The organism is Bacillus sp. JK74 (assembly GCF_053663395.1).
The window spans coordinates 186520-209311 of sequence record NZ_JBSJQB010000004.1 but is presented as its reverse complement, the minus strand read 5'-3'; the positions used below and the strand labels follow the sequence as shown (position 1 = coordinate 209311).

Here is a 22792-nt window from a genome sequence, read left to right as displayed (position 1 = left end):
GCTTTAGAAGTTTCAATATTTCCCCTTTCCTGAACACCAGTCAGTATACTGCCGTTCAGGCAGCCGCGGGGGTTTGATGAAGGTCTTTTATTCGCACCATACTGTGCAGGCTTCGAACTCAACATGCTTCTCGTCTTTTTTTGCACCGGCAATTTCCATAGTCGAAAACATCGCACAGACGACGGCTTTGTATTCGTTCATGACGGTTTGAATTTCAATCAGAAACCGTTCGGAAGAAGCGGCGTATTCCGTTACGTATTCTTTCATTTTGCCGATAATATCATCTGCCTGACGGATGAAGCCGGCCGCCTCCAAGTCACTCTCAAACTGGTTTTTGTTGATCATATGAATATGCATTTTTCAAGGCCCCTTTCAGCAGCGTTTTGTGGTTATATCCACTGTAAAGGACAGGCTTGGATAAACTTTTAATAAAATATGAACAAAATATGAATTGGCTCATCGGCCTGACCGGCGGGCTTTCGGCTGTGCTCCGTTTCATTTGGACTACCTGAAATAATGACTTCTTTACTCTATGAAAAACAGCTCATATATGATCTAATACCAGTAAAATGAACGTTAGGAGGCGGCCTATGTCAGCAGCAGGAAATCGGCAAAAATTTTGGGTCATGGCGATGCTTATAGCGGTCTTTGCCGTGTTTGTTTTCTCTTTTTCTGAGAATCATTCACAAAAGAACTGGCACACGGCGGTTGACCAGGCGTCAGTGAATGTCTTCGGCCAGCAGATCTTTGAAAAAGACCGTCTGGCAAAAACACTCGACGCACGTGAGGCAGAATCTCTTCTGACTCTTGTGAAACTTGCAAATGAAGAACATCACATCATCTAAAAGCCATTATAAAAAGCCTGTTTCCCTTTGGCAGAGGAAACAGGCTTTTTCCATGTATTATTGAGCATGTTTTTGTTCAATAAACCGGTCGATCCGGGCCAGAACATCCTTCATGTCCATACATTCTTTAAAGCTTTCATTAATGGCTTGAATGCCTTGTTTGTATTTTCCGTTATGCAGCACTTCTTCCGCGGCAAGCTTTACCTTTTCAGCGCTCACTTCATCTTTTTGCACTGTATAGCCTGCATCCAATTCAGTCAGGCGGCGCGCAACCATCGGCTGGTCTTTATCATGCGGAATAACGACCAGCGGCACTTGATAATGAATGCCTTCATTTACACTGTTCATTCCGCCATGCGTGACAAACACGTCGGCCTGCTCCAGCACTTCAAGCTGCGGCACGTACGGGGCGATGATAAAGTTTTCGGGCGCCTGTTTGATTTTCGACAGATCGGCTTTTTCCCCGGCGGCAATGACTACTTTTCCTTCAAAATCTGAGAACGCGTCTATGCACAGATTGAAAAACGCTTCCGTGTCCCCGAGCACCGTTCCCATTGAGATATAAATGACTTTTTCATTCTTTAATGAGTCAATCGGGAAGTCGACGCGCCCTTTTCTCTTCGGAAAACTCGGACCGATAAATAAATACTCATCTCCGAATGTCTCACTTTCGGGCTGAAAATATCTGCTTGTATAGACGACGTTCAATTCACCTGTGTTGTTCATAAATTGAACCATGCTGTCAGGGGCGACACCGTATTTGTCTTTCATCTCGGCCAACAGCTCTTCACATTCCCTGTCCGGCTGAAACGGCACGCCCGATTCCGGATGGAGCGGCAGTATTTTCAGACGGTCTTCATTGAACAGGAAGGATGCTGAAGAAGAGATGCCGGGAATGTTGAGATAATCCCGCACCAGCTCTCCCGCACCGAATTTATCATAATAGACGGCGTCGAATTGAATGTCCTCTGCCAGCCGCTGCACAATATGTAAAATCTCCAGTGACGTTTTGATATGAACCTTTAAAAATGCAAGTATGCCGGACGGACTGCCGGGATCAATGGGTGTCATTCTGAGCAGATCGCTGTGAAGATGAACTTTCGCTCCTACTCCTTCCAGTCTGCTTTTGTATTTTTCCGTTGAGATATAATGAACGTGATCGCCCCGTTCGCTGAAGGCCTTTGTCATACCCAAAGTCGGGTTTACGTGTCCTTCTGCGGGAAAATTGATCATCAGAATATGTTTCGCCATTTTTCAAACTCCTTTGCCTTTTTTGCGTCTCTTCCATATCCATCATAAATGACGCGGAAAAAATCATGCAAGGAACATCCGTCAGGTCTTTATGACGGTTCGATGACATCGGCAAAAAAAAGACAAGGCTTTTCACCTTGTCTATCGTGATGATTCGTCTGTTTCTCCCGCTTTGAGCACGCCTTTCAGATGTTCTTCATCATGCTTGAGATGCTCCGTCATATATTGCACGGCTTTTGTTTTATCGCCCTTTTTTATTTCTTCAAAGACTTTCCGGTGCTCATGCAGGATAACCTCCGCACGGTCATCTCCTTTAAAATTAAGAACTCTGCAAAAATGAATCAGCACATTGACATGCTCAAGCAGCATGGCCAGCCGGCTGTTGCGGCTGAAATCCACAAGAAGCCGATGAAACGACTCGTTTAAGGAAATAATCTCAGTCTCTTTGACGCCTTTATTGATGGCTTCTTCCGTCTCCCGCAGCTGTTTTTCAATGAGGTCAATTTCACTCTCAGCCGCTTCATCAATAACCAGTTCGACCGCCAGTGATTCAAGTGACATTCTGATTTGATAAATCTCTTCAACATCCTTAACGGACAAAGAATAAATGACAAAGCCGTTTCGATCGTCTGCTGTCAGAAGCCCGTCCTTTTCAAGGAGCCGCATGGCTTCTCTGACCGGCGACCGGCTGACTCCGAAATCCTTAGCCAGCTGAGTCTCATTCAGCCGTTCACCCGGTTTAAAAATCCCGTCAAATATCATTTTTTTCAATTGGGAATAAAATTGCAGATAATACGGGATTGGCTTATCTAATTTAAAATTATCCATCTTTCCTACCTCTTCATACAATTTAGGCCTTATTGTTACCAAGATCATATAACAGTTTATCTATGGAAGCAACATTCCCGAGCTTGCCAGCATATCGGATGTGCCGTAATATGGAATTATAGCGAACAACGGTCGACGGTCTGCCGTAAACCGAAAACAATTCATTCGGAGGTGACGGAAACATGAAGACATACTAGATTGTCAGCATACCGGGGGACGGTGTGGGGAAAGAAACAGTTCCGCAAGCGGAACGGGTGTTGAACGCGATCGCCGAATTACATGGAGGCATTGCCTTTGATTTCACTTCTTTTCCGTGGAGCTGCGAGTATTATTTGGAGCACGGGACTATGATGCCGGATGATGGACTAGAAACGTTACAGCACTTTGATGCTTTGTTTTTGGGAGCGGTGGGGAATCAAAAACTCGTCCCCGATCATGTTTCGCTGTGGGGGCTGCTCATCAAGATACGCCGGGAATTTGAACAGGTGATTAATGTGCGGCCGGCGAAGCTCCTGCCGGGAATCACTTCCCCCCTCGTTAACCCGAAGGATTTTGATCTGATAGTCGTCCGCGAAAACAGTGAGGGCGAGTACAGCTCTGTCGGCGGCAGAATCTATCAGGGCGAGGACGAAATCGCCATACAAAACGCGGTCTTTTCCCGACGGGGTACAGAAAGAGTGATGCGGTATGCTTTCGAACTGGCGGCAAGTCGGCGGAAACACGTCACAAGCGCGACGAAATCAAACGGTATTGTTCACTCGATGCCGTTCTGGGATGACATCTTTAAAGAGGTCAGCCGGGAGTACGTCGGGATCGAGACAGATTCCCAGCACATCGATGCACTGGCGGCCTTCTTTGTCACGCAGCCCGAACGCTTTGATGTCATTGTCGCTTCGAATCTGTTCGGAGATGTGCTGACAGATATCGGCGCGGCGATTATGGGAAGCGTCGGAATCGCTCCCGCAGCCAACATCAATGTAAACGGCAAATATCCTTCCATGTTTGAGCCTGTTCACGGCTCCGCCCCGGATATTGTCGGAAAAGGAATAGCCAATCCTATCGGCCAAATATGGACGGCGAAATTAATGCTCGATTCATTCGGAGAAGAGGAACTGGGCCATCTCCTCTTACAATCTATTGAAACGGTCACAAACAGCGGCATTCTGACTCCTGATGCCGGCGGAAAACATTCAACGGAAGATGTCACTTCCGCTATTATTTCTCAAATAAACAAATAACATTTTATGAGGAGAGAGAAAATGGATTCTTTTCGTGAACAATTTGAAAAGCATGTGACCCATGATTCAATTAAGGTAAATGGCATCCGCCTTCATTACGTCTTTACGGGAAAGGAGGATGCTCCCCCCGTCATTCTCCTGCACGGCTTTCCGCAAAGCTGGGTGACGTGGCGTTATGTGATTCCGACGCTTGCCGCTTCTCATAGAGTCATCGCAGTTGATCTGAGGGGCTACGGCGATTCTGAAAAGCCGAGCGGCATAAACGGCTATGATAACAAAACGATGGCAGGCGATATACAAGGTCTGATGCGCCGCCTGCATATACAAAAAGCGTTAATTGCCGGGCATGACAGAGGCGCAAGAGTAGCAAGGCGGCTCGCTTTAGATGCGCCGGAGCTGGCGGCAGGCCTTGTGCTCATTGACATTATGCCGACTGAATACGTCTATGATTCTTTGACGGCAGCTGAAGCGGCAAAAAAATACTGGCACTGGACATTTCAGGTCGTTCCCCATCTGCCGGAAGAATTAATAAAAGGAAAAGAAGAGGAATATCTTAGATTTTTATTAAGCAGAGGTGACGGGCTTTTTGACCTGCTGGCATCAGACGGCGCCTGGGACCGGTACTTAGCCGCCTGGAAGCAGCCCGGCGCTGTTCAAGCTGCGCTTAATGACTACAGAGCCGCTTATCAAATTGATTTGCCGAGATATCGTTCAGAAAAGGAATCACAGAAAAAACTGGATGTTCCCACGCTTTTGCTGTGGGGAGAAAAAGGGAACTTAGCCGGCCTTCCCGTGCTTGACACATGGAGAGAATCAATTCGTGAAGTCAGCGGATATGAGGTAAAAGGCTGCGGCCATTATGTTCCCGAGGAAAAACCGACAGAAGCTGCCCGCAGGATTATCGATTTTTCAAAAACGGTTTTTTAAGGGGCGCACCACACCGAAACAGGCAGACTCTTAAAACCCGGCCTGATGATTTACCTTCTCTATCACAGGCCGGATCATTCATAAGTAAAATGGTGCTGAACCAGTTCCTCTCTTTTTCCTGCTTGCTGCCTTAATCAAAATAAACGGGTTCGTCCGGATGTTTGAGATATGCAAACATCTTTTCAATCTGACTTTCCGTATTGCGGGCTTCAGATAGCGGCGGCAGCTCCGTTTCCGCAAAAAAGCCGGCCGCGCTTGTTTCCGTTCCCTCCCTGAGCCGGCCGCCGATGATCTCGCATTTGATAAACACTTTGTAAACGTGGGCGGCGGACGGCGGATGGGAATGGCATTTCTTATCCATTACAGCTAACAGTTTAACGGGCTTTACGTCGATTCCCGACTCCTCTTTTACTTCTTTGACAGCGGTCTCGCCCGGTGAAATCCCGATATCAGCCCATCCGCCCGGCAGCGCCCATCTGCCGTCGCTTTTCTCTCTTACCATTAATATGCTCTGATCTTTAAAAACTGCCGCTCTGATATCAACTTTCGGAGTGGGATAGCCCGTGTCACCGGCGAATACGTCTTTGATGATCCTTTTCTCGATGCCGGTATGATGCGCCATGATATCCACGCTTATTTTTCTTATTTCTTCAAATCTCTCAATATCATATATGTCTTTGGAATAAGCCAGCCCCGCTTGCGCCGCGGATTGAAGCTGTTTTGCCCATTCAAGCCATTTTGGCTCCATTTTTTCACCGCCTTATGTTAATTGACGAAACCCCGAATTGCACCTTGAGAGTACCGGTGCCCATGATCCGTTTCTGCTCCTTGTTTTCTGTTTATGGCGGAGCGAATCCTGCCGGGAAATCAGAAAAAAGCCATTCATTTGCTGAATGGCTTTTTTTCATTTTCTATTTTTCTTTCATGACGAGAACGACGCCTGAAACAATAAGGGCCGCCCCGATCCAGAAGGTTCCTCCGATCGTCTCTCCCAGCAGCAGCCAGCCGAGCAATGTCCCGGAAAGCGGCTGAAAGAAGAAAAACAGACCGCCGCTTGCCGCATTCAGCAATTGCAATCCGCGATTCCAAAGCATGAACGCGCAGGCGGTTGAGATCACACCCAGATATAAAAGTCCGCCCCATATCTCAGGCCGGGCAAGCTGAGACAAAGGAATCTCCCGAAGCGGGCCCGCTGTAAACGGGGTCAGGATGACAAATGCGACGCAAATGGAATACGTTGTGACGACAAGCGGTGAGTAATGGCCGGGAACCCGTTTCATCAGCACGGACATCAAAGCCCATGTCAGCGCCGCAGCCAGAAGCGAGAGACCGCCGAGCTGGCTCGACATATCGAGATCTCCGTTCCCCACAATGAGCAATACTCCGATCGTCGCCAGCCCTGTCGATATTCCTTTTTTCAGCGTTAACCGTTCTTTCAGCATCAGCCGGGCAAATACAACCATAAATGCGGGAGTGGATGCCGTAATAATCGCACCCATCTGCGCGGTTGATAATTTCGTGCCGATTTCCTGCGTGACGATCGAAACCGTGTTGCCGATCAATCCGATCGCAGCGATCAGTAATAAATCACGTTTATGAACTTTCCAGGATTGGCGTGAAAATAAACTGAGAATCAAAAGCGAAAGAAGCGCCACCGCATATCTCAGCCATACCAGTTCAAGCGGCGGAATGACCGCTACCACTACTTTTACGACGACATACATACCGCCCCAGATACTTGCGGCCAATGCCAAATAAATCGAACCGAACAATGTATTTTTCAATTTGATGCACCCTCCGTTATCATATTAGGTCACGTCATATGCCCTAACGGAGAGAAGCGCAGTCACTTTCCTCCATTAAGGGCGGAGAAGTGCTGCCGGTACATCATGTTCAAATAAGGGCGCTAGAAACATATCGATTTTCACCTCAATTGCAATCTGATTTTTCTCATTATACAAGGTTTGTCAGAAGACGTAAATGAACGGCGGCATCGGCTTTATCGATTGCGGACTTCCAGCTGGATTCTTGTGATCTGATTGTCAAACCCGTCCGCCACAACCTCATCAAGCATATATTCTTCATATGCATAATCGCCCATTTCCAGCCCATACTCTTCAATAAACTGCATGATGCTGCGGTAAGCCGCTTCCGCTTCATCCCCTATTTGGTACCCGACGGCATAAAGCCCTTTCGGCTTGATATGGAGGTCTCTATTCTCTATGCCTCCTTCTGTCTTCATATAAAAATGGGTGTAGTTGTAGAATTCTTTTTTCAGAATCTGCTCCCGCGCAAACAGTCCGCCGACCGGATGTCCCTGATCGAGTTCATGTACCCGCATATAGCGGATCAATTCGGAAATGGCGGCAGTGTATTGCCGTTCTGGCAAATGGAGTACGGGTCGTCCTATCATAAGTGTCTCTTCATCTAATCGCTGCAATGAGACGGAGGAGAAGTCTGTCTCCAAAGCTTGTTCGGTCAGCTTCACCTTTGTCTGAATCATTCTTTGCAGGTGCTCCAGCTTTTTGATTTTGCTTTCGATTTCTGAAGATTTCTCTTTTAAAAGCGTGATGATACCTTCGGGGGTTTTGTCTGTTAAGAGCGGTTTGATCTGCTTCAAGGACACCCCGACCTCCTTAAACAGACCGATGACCTGGAACAGTTCGAATTGATGATAGGAATAGTATCTGTATCCGTTCGCTTTTTTGATTTCCGGAGAAAGCAGGCCGATCTCGTCATAATGGAACAGGGTTTGTTTTTTTACGTGGCACAGTTTTGCAAATTCACCCGTTGTGAAGTATTTTCTGACGTCTTCGCTCATAATGCCTCCTTGACTATACGGTAACCATATCCTTTATGATGATCATTGTATCCGAGAGAAGGCTGATTCACAAATGGCTTACGAAATGAAAGCTTTACCGTCTCAGAAAAAAGCGGAAGAGGAGTATCAAGTATGACGATTGAAATCAGAGCAGTCACGGAAGAGAACCGTGCCGATATACTGGCGCTTCATGTAAGGGAAAGCCAGACTTCATTTATTGAAACCGCGGAAGAGTGCTTACAAGATGCTGAGGATTGCCGGCATTATCAGCCGGCCGGTCTTTATGTTAACGAGGTATTGGTCGGCTTTGCCATGTACGGATGGTTTCCGGAATATGATGAGGAAAATGAAAACGGCAGAGTGTGGCTTGACCGTTTTTTTATTGATGAACATTATCAGGGACGTGGATTGGGCAGGCTGTTGCTTGATGCCCTTATCCGCCATCTCGTTCGAATATATGATTGCAGACGGATTTATTTAAGCCTGTTTGAAGATAACGTGCACGCATTGCGGCTTTATCAAAAATTCGGCTTCTTATTCAATGGAGAGCTGGACTCAAAAGGGGAAAAAGTGATGGTGAAAGAGCTGTAAACCCTCTGTATAAAAGCGATTCGTCTTCTTGCCAATCCCTTAAATTTGAGGTAACATAAAGATATTGGACGACGGTCGACGGACTACGGTCGATTGTTAAAAACCTGATAAAGCGGATCTGAACATGGTGATCAGGTATCTAAATGGAGGAGAAGATTGTGCTTATTATACTCGTTATGTTTCTTCTCGGGATTATTCTCGGGTTTATCGGCGCGGGGGGAGCCGGTTTTGTCATTGCACTTTTAACTATACTGTTTCACGTACCGATTCATACGGCTTTGGGCACCTCCCTCGCCGGAATGGCTTTCACAAGTTTATCGGGGGCTTTCAGCCACTACCGTGAAGGCAATATTCAGATGAAGATCGGCCTCATCGTCGGCGTTTTTGCGGCATTCGGTTCGTTTTTCGGGGCAAAGCTTACTTCCCTTATCCCCGCAGATTTGCTGCATTACTTGACGGCGGGCATGCTGTTTTTATCTGCTCTGCTTATTTTAGTCCGGTTATTTATTGTAAAAGAAACACAAGAAGATTCCGGACGGCAAAGCAACCTGAACATATGGGTGAAAGCCGTTGTACTCGGTATCATCGCAGGAATCTTGTCCGGAACGTTCGGTATCGGCTCTGCTCCTTTTATCCAAATCGGCTTAATGATTCTTTTGCGCTTATCCATCCGCCAGTCGGTCGGCACCACCATGCTTGTCATTATCCCGCTTGCGGTCGGCGGAGGACTCGGTTATGTGACGGAAGGATTTGTCGATTATATGCTGTTGGTCAAAGTGCTGATCGGAACGATGTGCGGCGCATATGTCGGAGCAAAATTCACCAACCTCGTGCCGAAAGTCATTCTGAAATCAGCCATCTTTTTAACACCGGCCATCGCCGGTTTGATGCTTTTATTTTAAACTGAAACGGGAGGCGGCCGCCTCCCGTTTTTTCTGTTCTTCACCTGTTTTCGAAGAGCTTTTTCAGCTTTGCTTCCGTTTCGGTATGATCTACCGGCGTATACACACTGCAGCGCAGATCACTGTTGCCCTGAACCTGAAATGAAGTCAGGTTAAAGACCATTTTTCCCGCCTTCGCGTGGCGGAACTCAATTAATACTTCGGGTGCCGAGCTGACTTCGCTCTCATTCCACAGCGTATGAAATTCCGAATACGTTTTCTCCATTTCTTCTATAAACTGAGAATACCACGTATCAGCTACATACTGGCCGTAATACGTTCTGAAAATGGCGATGAATCCTTTCACAAAGTGCTCCCAGTTCACGGCTAAACTTCTTAATTCTTTTCTGGAAAACAATAGCTCTATGAGATTCCGTTTTTCAGGAGGAATTTGTTCAAAATCTAAAAACACGTGAGCCGCGGCCTGATTCCATCCCACGATATGACAGCGCCTGTCCGAGATAATGGTGGGACAATAACGGAGCTCATGCAGGATTTTTGAAAGCGACGGGCTGATAACCGCTTCTTCCTCTGCGGCAAACGGCTGCTTCACGCCCTCCTCAATGGCAAGCGCGTATAAATAATTTCTCTCATCTTTGTTGAGCTGCAGCGCATCGGAAACCGCGTCCAATACGGCTGCGGACACTTTAATGTCTCTGCCCTGCTCCAGCCACGTATACCACGTGGTGCTTACGCCTGCTAATTGCGCGACCTCTTCTCTTCGGAGCCCGGGCGTTCTTCTCCGTGTGCCCATCGGCAGCCCGGCCATCTGCGGAGAAATTTTGGCCCGCTGCGTTTTTAAAAACTCTGAGAGCGCCTGCAATCTTCCTTCTGGTATCATACCGAATCTCTCCTCTCTTACCCTGGTATTTATTATACTAGGATAATCAACAACTTGTAATAGGATAATTGCGAGTTACAATAAATACATACCGAAGGAGGAATGACCATGAAAAGAGTTGTGATCACCGGAATGGGAGTGATTTCACCTCTCGGCAATGATGTGCATACATTTTGGAAACACCTGACGGAAGGAACATCGGGAATCTCTCTCATCGATTCGTTTGATGTCTCCGGCTCCAAGACAAAAATAGCCGGCACCGTCCGTGATTTTGACGCAGAAGAAAGATGGGGCAGAAAAGAAGCGAGACGGCTTGACCGTTTCAGCCAGTTTGCTTTAGCGGCAGCGGAACAGGCGCTTGAAAGCTCCGGGATTCAGCTCGATCAGATTGACCGTGAACGCCTCGGCGTGTACGTCGGCTCGGGAATCGGCGGCATCACGACTTTGATTGATAACGTTCATACTTTAAATGAACGGGGAGCGCGAAAAGTGAGCCCGAGCCTTGTCCCCATGATGATCTCAAACGCGGCCGCCGCTCAAATCAGCATCAGATTAGGCGCGCTCGGCCCCTCACTTTCGCCCGTCACCGCGTGTTCCATCGGCAATACGTCGATCGGGGAAGCATTCAACGCCATTCGGAATGATGACGCAGATATCATGTTTGCCGGGGGAGCGGAAGCGGCGATTACGAATTTGTCATTAGCCAGCTTCGGCAATGCCCACGCGCTGTCAGCGAGAAACGAAGACCCCGCCGCGGCAAGCCGGCCGTTTGACGCGGATCGCGATGGGTTTGTCATGAGTGAAGGCGCAGGCATCTTAGTATTGGAATCATTGGATAGCGCAATCGGCAGAAATGCCCCGATCCTTTGTGAAGTGCTCGGCTACGGCGCAAGCTCTGACGCGTATCATATGGTGGCCTCCCATCCGGAAGGGACGGGCGCATACCTGGCGATGAAAAACGCTTTGAAAAAGGCGAATGTTTCAGCGAAAGACATTGATGTCGTAAGCGCCCATGCGACAAGCACAAAAGCCGGAGATCTTTCTGAAACATTGGCCATCAAGACATTATTCGGGGAGCTTGCGTATGACATTCCGGTTACGGCCAACAAATCAATGCTCGGCCACATGCTTGGCGCGGCAGGCGGCGTTGAAGCCATCGCTCTGACAGAAAGCCTGAGACACGGCATCATCCCGCCGACGATCAATCTGCAGCACCCTGATTCGGCATGTGATTTGGACTATGTGTCAGACGGGCCCCGCCATCAATCGTTAACGATCGGCCTTTCCAACTCATTCGGCTTTGGCGGACATAATTCGGCGATCGTGCTGAAGAAATATGAATAGCGGGCATCAAAAAAAGGAGTGAATCATTTCACTCCTTTTTTGCCTTCTCCGGTTTTGTTGTTAAGGCGAAAAAAGCGATGGAACCGATAACGGATGTCGTGAACATAATTGCCCCCATCGGCACGGCCGTCGCTTCATTCATCCCCACAAGCGGCGACACGATGGAACCGAGAAGAAGCGGAAGCATGCCGAGCAGTGCGCTTGCGCTTCCCGCGCGGTGTCCCTGCTTTTCCATCGCCAATGTAAAGGTGCTTGTCAGCGTCATGCCGATCGTAATCATATAAATAAAAATGGAAATCACCAGTGCCGCAAGCGGCCCGTGAATGATCGTCATGACGAGCAGAACGGCAGTCGCCGTCATCGCTGTAATCACGCCGATTCTCAGCAGGCTTTTTTCGTGAATGATCCCGCCGAAACGGCCGATGATAAAGCTTCCGGTAATGATCGCCAGACCGTTTATGCCGAATAAAACACTGAATACCTGAGGCGATACTCCGTAAATATCCTGATACACGAAAGGCGTTCCGGAGACATACGCAAAGCTCCCGCCGTGAATAAAACCGACCGTCAGCGCATAGCCGATAAATGACCGATCCTTCAGCAGGCTTCCCATTGTCCGCACGGAATTTCCGATGGAGCTCGGAATCCGCTTTTCCGGCGGCAGGGTTTCTGTCAGCTTGAGCGCAATGATGAGAACAAGTAAAAACCCGATAAAGGTTAAAAACAGAAAAATCGTATGCCATGATGCAAACGGAAGCAATAAAATCGCGCCTCCCGTCATCGGCGCCACCATCGGCGCGACGGCGGTAATAACCATCAGCAGCGAGAAAAATTTAGAAAGCTCTCTTCCCGTAAACACATCTCTGACGATTGCACGGGATAAAACGAGTCCCGCCGAAGCGGTGAATCCTTGAAGAAAACGGGCAATCACCAGTGTTGCAATGTTCGGTGCAAGCGCGCAAAACAGAGAAAACAAAGCAAATAAAAAAATACATAGCAATAACGGTTTTCTTCTTCCCTTCGCGTCACTTAACGGGCCGACAACAACCTGTCCGATTGTCAGTCCGATCAGACAAGCGGTTAAACTGAGCTGGACAAGCGAAGCGCGGGCGCTTAAATCTTCGGCGATTTCAGGGAAGCTCGGCAGATACATATCTATATTGAGCGGCCCCAGTATCGCAAGCATTCCGAGTAGAAAAGCCAGCGCAAGCCGCTCCTTACCGGTCGGATTATGCAGCATATCGTTCCCACCTTTCCTTTGTCAATCTCTCAAAACATTTGTATATTGTATCATAATTTTTTCTTTATTTTTAAAAGTTTTCAAAGGGCATAAAAAAAACCAAGGGCTGTAACAGCCCTTGGTTCCGGGTCACGCGGTAAAAGGTTTTACGCGTGTTTTTCTTTAAATGCTTTTGCGTATTGATCAGCCGCTATAATGGCATCCGCCACGTCGTCAGCCGTCACGTCAAAAGCGGCATGAATCGTTTCTTCTTCAATCGTCGCGGCTTCTGCCACTTTCATAATGTCCTCTTTAGATGCGTCTTTCAATTTGATGTCTTCAAGTGTGACAGGCAGCCCCAAGCTGATATAAAACGCGATATACCGCTCAATTTCCTCAAGCGAACGTTTTTCCAGCGCCAATTGAACGAGCGTGCCGAATGCCACTTTTTCACCGTGGGTCAAGTGATGGATTTCACCTTCAAGCGCGGTAAATCCGTTATGAATGGCATGCGCCGCAGCTAAGCCGCCGCTTTCAAATCCCAGTCCGCTCAGAAGTGTATTGGCTTCAACCACCGCTTCCAATGCAGGCGTAACGGCTTTCGCTTTCACAGACTCATAAGCGAGACGGCCGTATTTGAATAATACCGCTTCACATTTTTCCGCGATAGCCTCTCCGGCGATTGTCGGAATTCCGCCTGCCATCGTTTTACCGCCATTGGCGATGACACTGCGCGCCTCTATCCACGTCGCCATCGCATCGGCAATCCCTGATGCTAAAAAGCGCGGCGGAGCTTCCGCGACGATTTTCGTATCGACCAGAACCAAGTCAGGATTCTTATGATAAAAACGATAGTTTTCGAACGCGCCTTGTTCAGAATACACGACAGACAGCCCGCTTGTCGGAGCATCCGTTGAAGCGGCCGTCGGCACGATAACGGTGTAGCCGTTTATTTCATCTGATACGGCTTTGGCCGTATCAAGCGTTTTACCGCCGCCGACTCCGATGACAATAGTCGCCCCTGCTTTTTCTGCGATGCCGGCAATTCTTTTCATTTCTTCCTGGGAGGCTTCGCCGTTGAAAACCGCCTCTTCAGAAGAGATATTGCTTTTCTTTAATTCAGCCGTCACCTTGTGACCTGCGATATCCCACACGGTTTTGTCCGCGATGACGACGGCTTTTTCACCAACGCCCTCCAGATGTCCGCCGATTGTTTCAATGGCATTTTTTCCCTGCACGTATTTGGCCGGACTGATAAAAATTCGTTCCAATGTCATCATCCCTTCTTCGTTGTCTCTCATTACATTTCTCTTATTGATAGAGCAGAAATGAAAACTCTTCTGATATCATTCCTCGTTTTGATTTGATTCAAACCTCATATACACTGCTGAAAAATCAATTTTCACGGCATTGACAAGATGTGAAGGTGTCTATATAATCTTCGATATTGAAGCTGATCATTCTTTACTGAATGAACAAACGAGATTGTGAATGATTCGTCTTAAAAATTATTTAGTTCTGCTGGATAATTTTTGAGGCGTTTTTGTTTTTTATATATTTTTGACTGCGGAGGAGGTTTGCATATGAAGAACATTTGCAAGGATATACTGATGATTATGGCCGGAGCCTTTCTTATCGCGGCGTCCGTGGAATTTTTCGTCATCCCGAATCATTTAGGGGACGGCAGCACCGTGGGAATCGCTCTCGTTTTATATTATCTTTTCCATATACCTGCAAGTATTACGACTCTGATTGTAAATTTGATTTTTATCGGGTTGGCTTATAAATTTTTAACGAAAAAAACGATTTTATACACGATACTCGGTACGGGAATGACTTCTGTTTTTCTCAGCATCGTCAGCTTTATTCCATTCGGCGTGCACGACATGGTGCTCGGGATCGTATTCGGCGCTCTGCTGATGGGAGCGGGGCTGGCATTGATCTTTATCGCTGACGGATCTACCGGCGGGACCACGCTTTTGGCGTATTTATTGAATTACACAAAGGGCTTTAACATCTCCAAAAGCATGTTTTATATGGATTGTGTCATCATTTTCGCATCCGTTTTAGCGATCGGAATCAATCATATGCTGTATACGTTTATATTCGTTTATCTGTGCGCCAAAATCGTCGATATTGTCATTGAGGGTTTCCATAATAAAAAAGCCCTCACCATTATGTCTGACCAATACGAAGAAATCGCCAAAGCCATCACCTCCGAGTACGGCAACGCGGCGACGATTTTTTACGGATACGGGTATTACGGCAGCAAAGACAAGCGCATTATCTATGTTGTCATTAAAAAGAACGAATTGCTGAAAATCAAAAAACATGTTCAAAAAATTGATCCGAAATCATTTATCGTTATTCATGAAGTAAAAGAAGCTGTCGGAGGGCAATTCGGGTTTACAAACCTGCCCGCCGCCGCAAATGAAAAATAACCGCCTGCAGTGTATAGCTGCAGGCTTTTTTTATCCGGCTCTTCCCCGCTCAAAGGTTTTTTATATCTTACAATCGAAGTAGTAAATGAAACCTTTTTTGATGGAGGAACATAAAAAAATGAATATCAAAACTGAAAGGCTTGTCATTCGGACTTTTGAACCGGAAGATTGGCAGGATGTCTATGCGTACGCCTCAAATCCGAGTGTCATGAAATATATACCAGAGGGTGTCTTTACCGAAGAAGATGCCAGGAAATTCGTTACTGAAAACAGCGGTGAACATGCCGGGAAGTTTCCCGTTTTATTGAAGGATGAGGAAACGGTCATTGGCCACATTGCTTTTTTTCAGTATTTTGGCGATCATACGTATGAAATCGGCTGGGTGTTTCACCCGGAATACCAGGGCAAAGGATATGCTTCAGAGGCGGCGCGCGCCGTGCTGGCATTCGGGTTTAACAAGATGAAATTACACCGGATCATTGCGACATGTCAGCCGGAAAACATGGCTTCGCACCGGGTGATGGAAAAGATCGGGATGAGGCGGGAAGGCTTTTTTAAAAAATGCATCCCCCATGATAATGAATGGTGGGATGAATATTATTATGCCGTTTTAGAAGAAGAGTGGGAAGCCTCCAATCTGGAATAAAAAGGCTTATACCCTTTGCTTTTACAGATAAGTGTGTGCTACACTGTTCGTAACAAATACGAAGGGATGATGGGTGGACAATGATTAACTAATCTTATTTTGACCGTTTGAAATCAAATATTTCAAATCAGAAAAAATAGGATTAGTCTGCCCATTTTCTATACGATACGAGAAAGCTATGTAAAAATAGCTTATTTGATCATGCACAGGTACGGCTAATCCTTCCAAATCAATTGGGAGGATTTTTTTGTCCTCCCTTTAAAGCGAGGGATTGACATATGAAAGAAATGTTAAAGTTAAGCGGCATCAGTTACGAAATCAACAGTGTTCCCCTTTTTGAACAGATCAGCGCGAGTGTTCAGCAAGGCGACATCATCGGCGTTATCGGTAAAAACGGCGCCGGCAAATCTTTATTGCTGCAATTGATCTGCAATCAAAAAGCGCCGTCACAAGGACAGATCCAGATGATGCAAGATGTGAACATATATATGGTGGAACAAGAAACGGAAGCTTATGATTCCGGCCACACGGAGCCTGCGGAGGCAGCCTTGTTAGAAAAGTGGAACGTGCCCGCACGCGCCTTTTCGCAATTAAGCGGCGGAGAAAAATTGAAAGCCCGTCTTGCCAAAGGTTTCTCCTCCTCAAGCGGACTTTTGTTATTAGATGAGCCGACGAACCACCTCGATCAGCACAGTTTAGAAATACTGCTGAATCAGATCAAGAATTACAAAGGCACCATTATTTTCGTTTCGCATGATCGTGCTTTTATAGATGCAGCGGCGACAAAAATCTGGGCCATCGAAGGAAAGAAACTCATTGAACATAAAGGGAATTATTCAAGCTATATGGAGGTCCGCAAACAGAGAAGGCTGACACAGCAGCGGGAATATGAGAATCAGCAGCATATGATCAGACGGATTGAAGCTCAAATGAACGAGCTGAGCGCCTGGTCGAAAAAAGCCCACGCCCAATCAACGAAAATAGAAGGCTTTAAAGAATACCACCGCGTAAAAGCAAAACGCACGGACGCCCAGATTAAATCAAAGCAGAAGCGTCTTGAAAAAGAGCTTGAAAAAGCGAAAGCAGAACCGGTTGAAGCGGAGTATGAAGTCCGTTTTTCCATTGAGCACCGCAAAAAAGCGGGAAAGCGTTTTTTAGAAGTAAGTGATGTCACAAAGTCATATGACGGCCGAACGCTTTTTAAAAACGTGAATTTCACTGTGATGCACGGTGAAAAGATCGCGATTACAGGCCCGAACGGCAGCGGGAAAACAACATTATTGAAGGTCATCCTCGGTCAGGAAAAAGCGCAGGGCGGCATATGGATTTCTCCGTCTGCAAACGTCGGATATTTAACCCAGGAAGTATTCGACCTTCCGCTTGATAAAACCCCCGAACAGCTTTTTTACAAAGAAACGTTCGAAGCAAGGGGAAATGTTCAATCCCTCATGAAGCATTTAGGATTTACCGCAGCGCAATGGACGGAACCCATCGGCAAGATGAGCATGGGAGAGCGGGTCAAATGCAAGCTGATGGCGTTTATTCTGGAGGAGAAAGATGTGCTGATTCTGGATGAGCCGACAAACCACCTTGATCTGCCGTCACGCGAGCAGCTTGAAGACACTTTGGCCCGATACGACGGAACGCTCATCATCGTATCGCATGATCGCTACTTTGTCGAAAAGACGACGGACATCCGGCTTGATATCTCAAACGGCAGCGTCCGAAAACAATGGAAAGAATCTCCCTCCGTCAGGGATGATGCTGAAGAACTGCGATTAAAGCTTGAAACCGAACGGCAGGAAGTCCTCGGAAAACTCAGCTTCATGACTCCGGCTGATAAACAATATCGTGAGCTTGATCAAAAATTCAAAGAGCTGACGGAAGAAATCAAGAAATTGAAATGAATGTAAAACCCGTGATTGTCACGGGTTTTTTTGGAAAGTTCACGTATCATGAAGAATAATTTCACACTGATTTGTACAACCTACGTTCAGATTTATACGAGAAGGTTCAGAAAGAAAGGTTCAGGTGAACGCAGGATGGCCAAACGCATCGGAATTACGGGAAACATTATGGCTGATCAATCCGGCCCTTTCCCGGGTTATAATCGGGCATATGTCAATAATGATTATATTCAGTCTGTTTCTGAGGCCGGCGGTGTGCCGTTTATATTGCCGGTGATTCAAGAGACGGCGCTTTTAAAGGAACAGGTCTCTCATGTTGACGGCATCATTCTGTCCGGCGGCCAGGATATAGACCCGCTGTTTTACGGCGAAGAACCTTTACAGGCTTTAAGAAAGACCTTTCCTGATCGGGATGCCTACGAGAAGGAGCTGATTCTCACGGCGATTGCTTTAGAAAAGCCGATTCTGGCCATCTGCCGGGGGATGCATATGTTAAACGTCACTTACGGGGGAACTTTATACCAAGACCTGACACACGCTTCGTTTGCTGACATTAAGCACGATCAAGAAAAAGATCCGCCGTTAAAAACCCATCATGTTTCTTTTGAAAAAGGGACACGTCTCCATTCCTTGTTTGGCGATTCAGCGCGGGTGAATTCATTCCATCACCAGATCATAAAAGAGACGGCGCCTTCGTTTAAAGCCGCGGCTTATGCGAAAGACGGGGCCATTGAAGCGATTGAACGGACGGGTGAATTATTTGTCGTCGGCGTGCAATGGCATCCCGAAATGCTGACAAAAAAGCACGAAGACATGAAAAAGCTTTTTTCTCTGTTCATGAATGCGGTCAGCACATAAAAAAAGCAGATCATAACGATCTGCTTTTTCATTTTATTCTTCCGGTTTCTCCGGTGTTTTGCCTTGTGTCAGCTTATGGCCTTCGATATCCACGTTCGGAATGATTTTATCCAGCCACTTCGGCAAGTACCAGGCCGCATGTCCCATCAGCTTCATGACACTCGGAATGATGGTCATTCTTACAATGAACGCATCGAAAAGAACACCGAAGGTCATTGCCAATCCCATGGATTTGATCGTAGAGTCCCCCGCGAAGATGAATCCCGCAAAGACGAAAATCATGATCAGTCCCGCCGCTGTTACGACAGGTCCGCTATGTTTCAATCCGGCATGGATGGCTTGTACCGGATTTTTTGTTTTGACATATTCTTCTCTCATTCTGCTGACAAGGAATACTTGATAGTCCATCGCCAGCCCGAAAAGAATACCGATGGCTAAAATAGGCAGGAAGGCGAGAATCGGACCTTTTTCCGGAATGCTGAGCAAGCCGGTGAAATTCCCATCCTGCAGAACGAATACCGATAATCCGAGTGTAGCGGTCATCGTCAGCAAAAAGCCGACGACGGCGGCAAGCGGCACGAGAAGCGAGCGGAAAACAACGGTCAGCAATACAAACGCAAACCCGACAATGAGAATGGCGAATTCCGGAATCGCATCATTTAACCGGTCTGAAATATCAATATTCACCGCTGTTGACCCGGTAACGAGCAGGCGGATGCCGTTTTTGTCTGATCGTTTCCGTATATCCTGCACTAACTCTTTCGTTGCCTTATCATTCGGCCCGGTTTCAGGCACTGCCGTAATGATGGCATAATCCCCTTTTTGATTCGGCATGGCAGGTGTGACGCTCGCCACATTGTGCAAGTCCTTTATTTCTTTCACGGCTTCTTGAAATGCTTCACTTTTGTTCCCCTTGACCCCTTTTGCATCGGCAACAATTGTCAGCTTGCCGTTAAAGCCTTCGCCGAATCCTTTAGACAACAGATCATAGGCGCGGCGGTCCGGGCTGTCTTTCGCTTTCATTCCCGCATCAGGCAGCCCCAGCTCTAAATGCATGGCCGGCAGACTGATGACGGCTAAAAGAATAATGCTGAAAATGCTTAACAGAATAGGCTTCTTTGTAACGAAGCGCCCCCAGGCATTCGTGTCGGCGCTTTTCTTTTCTTTCTTCTTGTTTGATTTCGGAATCATCCGTTTTCCTGCGATTGATAACACCGCAGGCACCAGCGTTACTGATGCCAATACAGCCATCAGCACACTGAGCGCCGCAGTCAATCCCATCGCAGACATGAACGGAATGCCGACAACGGTCAATCCGCAAAGCGCGACGATCACGGTCAGTCCCGCAAAAACGACGGCGCTGCCAGCCGTTCCCGCAGCCTTAGCGATCGATTCATTTTTTTGTACACCTTCGCCCAAAAACTGACGATGCTTCGTAAAGATAAACAGCGCATAATCAATCCCGACGGCCAGGCCGATCATTCCGGATAATGAGAGACTGACCGAGGCTATTGTAAAGACCTGTGTTCCGATTAACGTCAGCGCGACGCTTACGCCTAACCCAATCAGGGCTGTGACAATCGGCAGCCCCGCTATAACTAATGAACCAAACGTAATGGCCAGAACGACGAAAGCCAGCACAACGCCGACAATTTCAGAGACACCGCCGACTTCAACACCGACCCCCGGCACATCGCCGCTGAGCTCCGTCTGCAGGCCCTTGTCTCCGGCGGCGGACAGACTGTGTTTAATATGTGAAACAGACGCATCCGTAATGTCATCCGCCGCTTTTTTGTACGTAATATCGGCATATGCCACTGATCCGTCTTTAGAAATGGTTCCTGTTTCAAAAGGACTTGCAATCGAAGCGACTGAATGATCTGTTTTGATCTTCTTTAATGTCTCTTCAATCGCTTGTTTTTCCGGTTTTGACGTCAATTTCTTCCCGTCTTCAGCTCCGAAAATAACCCGTATGCTTCCTTTATCGGGCCCCTTTGAAAATTCTTTTTGAATGATATCCATCGCCTTTTCAGAAGGTGTGTCGGGAATTGACATATCCTCAGAAAAAGCAGGTTTTAACGAGATGGCGATCACAATCGAAGCGATCAATATCACGAGCCACGCAATGATCATTTTGAATCGGTTGCGGGCAGACCATCCCCCTAATTTATATAAAAAACCAGACATCGAATACTCCTCTCCAATCATTACTTTCTGCCTAATTGTAGTTCACATTCACATAAAAAAAACGTACATAGGGGCATGTACGTTTGGGCAGTTTTTCATTATATATTCAGTTTCAGAATGCCTTTTTGCATGGCAATGGTGACGGCTTCCGTCCGCGAATCAGCGCCTAATTTGTTATAAATCGATGTTAATCTCGCTTTTACCGTCCGCTCTGAGATTCCTAAATCGAAGGCGATCGCTTTGCTTTTATGTCCTTTCGCAACGGCTTGCAGAACTATGATTTCCTTGTCCGTCAGCTGTGTTTCATTGGCATTTGCCCGTTCCATTTTCATTTCCCGGAAACGCCGCAAGATGTCCGGCTGCAGAAGCACTTCTCCCCTCACCGCCGCATCCATCGTATGAAATAAGGTTTCTGAGCTTGTGTCCTTCAGCAGATAACCGTTCGCGCCTGATTCGATGCCTTCTATCATCAGATGATCTTCATTATAGGTCGTCAAAATAATGATCGGCACATCAGAATGCTCTTTTATCTGTTTAATGGCTTCCAGCCCGCTCATTTCCGGCATGTACAGGTCCATGAGAATGACATCGGGCTTTAGTTCCGCTGCAAGGCGGACGGCGGTTTTCCCGTTTTCCGCCTCTCCCGTTATGGTGTAATGGTCATTTGTTTCTATCAAAAGCTTCAGACCTTCTCTGACGACAAGATGGTCATCTGCTATTAACACTTTATACATGTTCCGCTTCTCCTTGAATTGGTATGATGATCTCAATTTGAGTTCCCGCTGATCTGGCGCTTGTTATACGGAAAGTGCCATTCATCATATTGACGCGTTCTTGTATCCCAAGCAACCCGTAATGTCCGCTTTTTCTCATTTCTGTTCCGGCATCAAAGCCTTTCCCGTCATCTTTGACGGTTATGCGGATCTGTCCCTCTTCTTCCTGTACGGACACCCAGACATTCTTGGCTTCTGCATGCTTGGCGGCGTTTGTCAGGCCTTCGCCGATCATGTAATGGCAATTCTCCGCCGTATGAACGTCAAGCACATGATACACGCTGTAATCTAAAAAACAAGACAGCCCGGAGGCTTCTGTAAAATGGTTGATTTGTTCAGTGATGCATTCTTTTAAGAACCCGATCTCTTCTGATTTGCTGCGAAGGTTGTCAATGGCCGAGCGCGCATCAGCCAATGTGCCCTTCACTCTGCCCATTGACTGGCTGATGATGTCTTTCGCTCTGTCAGTGTTACCCTTTGAAAGATGAACATGCACCGCTTCAAGCTGCATATGCAAACTGACCAGCCCTTGCGCAAGTGTATCGTGCAAGTCTCTCGCCATCCGCTGCCTCTCGTTTTGAAGCGTCAGCTGTTTCACTTGCCGGTGAGCGAGCTCTAATTTTTCAAGCGTCATCTGTGTTTTTATTTTTTCATCAACTTGTGCGAAAAATGTTGCCGCATACGTGATAATCACGATCATGATGGGAGCGGCGACAACGATGAAACGAAGCAGATGATGCGGATGCTCCTGGTGCAGGGCTGCTATGGACATTAAAATGACAAGATAGAGTATGAGCAGCGTTTTGCCCTTATCCGCCATTCCGATAATCTGCCCGATTAAAAAGGCATAGAGTCCGATGACCGCCGCGATATAGCCGCCGGTCATCAAGTTAGCCGATGTATATATAATAAATCCCTGTATGATGAAATAAAGAAACGTTTTTTTCTTGACCCAGCGATAGGAATGCCAGTGCAGCACGGCAAAAATGACGATCAATATCGTGAATAACAGCAGCAATAAAACCGTCCAGCTTTCATAAATGTACTGCAAAGAGACTGATGCGGCATATACCATAAAAATAAACGCCAGACCGGGCACCCGAAGCGCAAGCATATGCAATGAGCGTCTGTCAC

The 22792-nt window shown here is 47.1% G+C and carries 22 protein-coding genes; 10 read left to right on the top strand and 12 right to left on the bottom strand.

Annotated elements, in window-relative coordinates; all coding sequences use genetic code 11:
• Window positions 1-87: 87 nt before the first annotated feature.
• The gene (locus tag ACWJJ5_RS14290; protein ID WP_015416934.1) at window positions 88-357 is read right to left on the bottom strand and encodes a hypothetical protein; all 270 of its coding nucleotides are present in this window, start codon (window positions 355-357) and stop codon (window positions 88-90) included.
• Between the two features lie 233 nt (window positions 358-590).
• Between ACWJJ5_RS14290 and ACWJJ5_RS14285 the strand changes: the two genes are divergently transcribed.
• Window positions 591-845, top strand: a complete 255-nt coding sequence (locus ACWJJ5_RS14285) for a hypothetical protein (protein WP_015416933.1) — start codon at window positions 591-593, stop codon at window positions 843-845.
• A 57-nt stretch (window positions 846-902) separates the two neighbouring features.
• Here the strand turns inward: ACWJJ5_RS14285 and ACWJJ5_RS14280 are convergent, their stop codons facing one another.
• Window positions 903-2096, bottom strand: a complete 1194-nt coding sequence (locus ACWJJ5_RS14280; RefSeq protein ID WP_053573708.1) for a macrolide family glycosyltransferase — start codon at window positions 2094-2096, stop codon at window positions 903-905.
• Window positions 2097-2237: 141 nt separating this feature from the next.
• Window positions 2238-2924 carry a GntR family transcriptional regulator gene (locus ACWJJ5_RS14275; protein ID WP_060386780.1) on the bottom strand — a complete coding sequence of 229 codons (687 nt, stop codon included), beginning with the start codon at window positions 2922-2924 and terminating at the stop codon, window positions 2238-2240.
• Between the two features lie 197 nt (window positions 2925-3121).
• Between ACWJJ5_RS14275 and ACWJJ5_RS14270 the strand changes: the two genes are divergently transcribed.
• Complete coding sequence (locus ACWJJ5_RS14270) at window positions 3122-4162, top strand: tartrate dehydrogenase (protein WP_454022486.1); 1041 nt, start codon at window positions 3122-3124, stop codon at window positions 4160-4162.
• Window positions 4163-4183: 21 nt separating this feature from the next.
• A complete protein-coding gene (locus ACWJJ5_RS14265) occupies window positions 4184-5089 on the top strand; it encodes an alpha/beta fold hydrolase (protein WP_077721873.1) in 906 nt (301 codons plus the stop codon).
• Between the two features lie 130 nt (window positions 5090-5219).
• On the opposite strand, the gene ACWJJ5_RS14260 is transcribed toward ACWJJ5_RS14265, so the two are convergent.
• From ACWJJ5_RS14260 to ACWJJ5_RS14250, 3 genes are all read right to left on the bottom strand, one after another.
• The gene (locus tag ACWJJ5_RS14260) at window positions 5220-5837 is read right to left on the bottom strand and encodes an NUDIX hydrolase (protein ID WP_326359230.1); all 618 of its coding nucleotides are present in this window, start codon (window positions 5835-5837) and stop codon (window positions 5220-5222) included.
• A gap of 163 nt (window positions 5838-6000) precedes the next feature.
• The gene (locus tag ACWJJ5_RS14255) at window positions 6001-6873 is read right to left on the bottom strand and encodes a DMT family transporter (protein WP_454022484.1); all 873 of its coding nucleotides are present in this window, start codon (window positions 6871-6873) and stop codon (window positions 6001-6003) included.
• Window positions 6874-7088: 215 nt separating this feature from the next.
• Window positions 7089-7910, bottom strand: coding sequence for a MerR family transcriptional regulator (locus tag ACWJJ5_RS14250; protein WP_146283778.1), 822 nt, complete (start codon window positions 7908-7910; stop codon window positions 7089-7091).
• A gap of 132 nt (window positions 7911-8042) precedes the next feature.
• Between ACWJJ5_RS14250 and ACWJJ5_RS14245 the strand changes: the two genes are divergently transcribed.
• Both ACWJJ5_RS14245 and ACWJJ5_RS14240 read left to right on the top strand, forming a co-directional pair.
• Window positions 8043-8501, top strand: a complete 459-nt coding sequence (locus tag ACWJJ5_RS14245; protein WP_454022483.1) for an N-acetyltransferase family protein — start codon at window positions 8043-8045, stop codon at window positions 8499-8501.
• 158 nt (window positions 8502-8659) lie between these two features.
• Window positions 8660-9403: a sulfite exporter TauE/SafE family protein gene (locus tag ACWJJ5_RS14240; protein WP_146283780.1), complete on the top strand. Its 744-nt coding sequence runs from the start codon at window positions 8660-8662 to the stop codon at window positions 9401-9403.
• A 40-nt stretch (window positions 9404-9443) separates the two neighbouring features.
• Here ACWJJ5_RS14240 and ACWJJ5_RS14235 read toward each other — a convergent pair whose 3' ends face one another.
• A complete protein-coding gene (locus tag ACWJJ5_RS14235) occupies window positions 9444-10283 on the bottom strand; it encodes a helix-turn-helix transcriptional regulator (RefSeq protein WP_003156053.1) in 840 nt (279 codons plus the stop codon).
• 108 nt (window positions 10284-10391) lie between these two features.
• Here ACWJJ5_RS14235 and fabF point away from each other — a divergent pair, with 108 nt between their 5' ends.
• On the top strand, window positions 10392-11627 hold the full coding sequence (gene fabF / locus ACWJJ5_RS14230) for a beta-ketoacyl-ACP synthase II (RefSeq protein WP_003156054.1): 1236 nt from the start codon (window positions 10392-10394) through the stop codon (window positions 11625-11627).
• Between the two features lie 28 nt (window positions 11628-11655).
• Here fabF and ACWJJ5_RS14225 read toward each other — a convergent pair whose 3' ends face one another.
• Window positions 11656-12867 carry a Bcr/CflA family efflux MFS transporter gene (locus ACWJJ5_RS14225; protein WP_017419177.1) on the bottom strand — a complete coding sequence of 404 codons (1212 nt, stop codon included), beginning with the start codon at window positions 12865-12867 and terminating at the stop codon, window positions 11656-11658.
• A 146-nt stretch (window positions 12868-13013) separates the two neighbouring features.
• On the bottom strand, window positions 13014-14147 hold the full coding sequence (locus ACWJJ5_RS14220) for a glycerol dehydrogenase (protein ID WP_014304447.1): 1134 nt from the start codon (window positions 14145-14147) through the stop codon (window positions 13014-13016).
• 282 nt (window positions 14148-14429) lie between these two features.
• Between ACWJJ5_RS14220 and ACWJJ5_RS14215 the strand changes: the two genes are divergently transcribed.
• The 4 genes from ACWJJ5_RS14215 (at window position 14430) to ACWJJ5_RS14200 (ending at window position 18698) form a co-directional block, all read left to right on the top strand.
• Window positions 14430-15287, top strand: a complete 858-nt coding sequence (locus ACWJJ5_RS14215; protein ID WP_454022482.1) for a YitT family protein — start codon at window positions 14430-14432, stop codon at window positions 15285-15287.
• 118 nt (window positions 15288-15405) lie between these two features.
• On the top strand, window positions 15406-15933 hold the full coding sequence (locus tag ACWJJ5_RS14210; protein ID WP_070082686.1) for a GNAT family N-acetyltransferase: 528 nt from the start codon (window positions 15406-15408) through the stop codon (window positions 15931-15933).
• Window positions 15934-16211: 278 nt separating this feature from the next.
• Window positions 16212-17840: a ribosomal protection-like ABC-F family protein gene (gene abc-f / locus ACWJJ5_RS14205; protein ID WP_173613275.1), complete on the top strand. Its 1629-nt coding sequence runs from the start codon at window positions 16212-16214 to the stop codon at window positions 17838-17840.
• Between the two features lie 135 nt (window positions 17841-17975).
• Window positions 17976-18698, top strand: coding sequence for a gamma-glutamyl-gamma-aminobutyrate hydrolase family protein (locus ACWJJ5_RS14200; protein ID WP_173613274.1), 723 nt, complete (start codon window positions 17976-17978; stop codon window positions 18696-18698).
• Between the two features lie 33 nt (window positions 18699-18731).
• Here ACWJJ5_RS14200 and ACWJJ5_RS14195 read toward each other — a convergent pair whose 3' ends face one another.
• From ACWJJ5_RS14195 to ACWJJ5_RS14185, 3 genes are all read right to left on the bottom strand, one after another.
• On the bottom strand, window positions 18732-20885 hold the full coding sequence (locus tag ACWJJ5_RS14195; protein WP_454022481.1) for an MMPL family transporter: 2154 nt from the start codon (window positions 20883-20885) through the stop codon (window positions 18732-18734).
• A 98-nt stretch (window positions 20886-20983) separates the two neighbouring features.
• Window positions 20984-21619: a response regulator transcription factor gene (locus ACWJJ5_RS14190; RefSeq protein ID WP_003156063.1), complete on the bottom strand. Its 636-nt coding sequence runs from the start codon at window positions 21617-21619 to the stop codon at window positions 20984-20986.
• Window positions 21612-22772 carry a sensor histidine kinase gene (locus tag ACWJJ5_RS14185; protein ID WP_454022485.1) on the bottom strand — a complete coding sequence of 387 codons (1161 nt, stop codon included), beginning with the start codon at window positions 22770-22772 and terminating at the stop codon, window positions 21612-21614. Before ACWJJ5_RS14185 ends, ACWJJ5_RS14190 begins: the two co-directional genes overlap by 8 nt.
• Between the last annotated feature and the right edge of the window lie 20 nt (window positions 22773-22792).

Excerpts from the sequence above, each read along its gene's own strand:
- ACWJJ5_RS14290 (WP_015416934.1), bottom strand. The coding sequence starts at position 357 with ATGCATATTCATATGATCAACAAAAACCAGTTTGAGAGTGACTTGGAG.
- ACWJJ5_RS14285 (WP_015416933.1), top strand. The coding sequence starts at position 591 with ATGTCAGCAGCAGGAAATCGGCAAAAATTTTGGGTCATGGCGATGCTT.
- ACWJJ5_RS14280 (WP_053573708.1), bottom strand. The coding sequence starts at position 2,096 with ATGGCGAAACATATTCTGATGATCAATTTTCCCGCAGAAGGACACGTA.
- ACWJJ5_RS14275 (WP_060386780.1), bottom strand. The coding sequence starts at position 2,924 with ATGGATAATTTTAAATTAGATAAGCCAATCCCGTATTATCTGCAATTT.
- ACWJJ5_RS14265 (WP_077721873.1), top strand. The coding sequence starts at position 4,184 with ATGGATTCTTTTCGTGAACAATTTGAAAAGCATGTGACCCATGATTCA.
- ACWJJ5_RS14260 (WP_326359230.1), bottom strand. The coding sequence starts at position 5,837 with ATGGAGCCAAAATGGCTTGAATGGGCAAAACAGCTTCAATCCGCGGCG.
- ACWJJ5_RS14250 (WP_146283778.1), bottom strand. The coding sequence starts at position 7,910 with ATGAGCGAAGACGTCAGAAAATACTTCACAACGGGTGAATTTGCAAAA.
- ACWJJ5_RS14245 (WP_454022483.1), top strand. The coding sequence starts at position 8,043 with ATGACGATTGAAATCAGAGCAGTCACGGAAGAGAACCGTGCCGATATA.
- ACWJJ5_RS14235 (WP_003156053.1), bottom strand. The coding sequence starts at position 10,283 with ATGATACCAGAAGGAAGATTGCAGGCGCTCTCAGAGTTTTTAAAAACG.
- fabF (WP_003156054.1), top strand. The coding sequence starts at position 10,392 with ATGAAAAGAGTTGTGATCACCGGAATGGGAGTGATTTCACCTCTCGGC.
- ACWJJ5_RS14225 (WP_017419177.1), bottom strand. The coding sequence starts at position 12,867 with ATGCTGCATAATCCGACCGGTAAGGAGCGGCTTGCGCTGGCTTTTCTA.
- ACWJJ5_RS14220 (WP_014304447.1), bottom strand. The coding sequence starts at position 14,147 with ATGAGAGACAACGAAGAAGGGATGATGACATTGGAACGAATTTTTATC.
- ACWJJ5_RS14215 (WP_454022482.1), top strand. The coding sequence starts at position 14,430 with ATGAAGAACATTTGCAAGGATATACTGATGATTATGGCCGGAGCCTTT.
- ACWJJ5_RS14210 (WP_070082686.1), top strand. The coding sequence starts at position 15,406 with ATGAATATCAAAACTGAAAGGCTTGTCATTCGGACTTTTGAACCGGAA.
- abc-f (WP_173613275.1), top strand. The coding sequence starts at position 16,212 with ATGAAAGAAATGTTAAAGTTAAGCGGCATCAGTTACGAAATCAACAGT.
- ACWJJ5_RS14200 (WP_173613274.1), top strand. The coding sequence starts at position 17,976 with ATGGCCAAACGCATCGGAATTACGGGAAACATTATGGCTGATCAATCC.
- ACWJJ5_RS14195 (WP_454022481.1), bottom strand. The coding sequence starts at position 20,885 with ATGTCTGGTTTTTTATATAAATTAGGGGGATGGTCTGCCCGCAACCGA.
- ACWJJ5_RS14190 (WP_003156063.1), bottom strand. The coding sequence starts at position 21,619 with ATGTATAAAGTGTTAATAGCAGATGACCATCTTGTCGTCAGAGAAGGT.
- ACWJJ5_RS14185 (WP_454022485.1), bottom strand. The coding sequence starts at position 22,772 with ATGCTTGCGCTTCGGGTGCCCGGTCTGGCGTTTATTTTTATGGTATAT.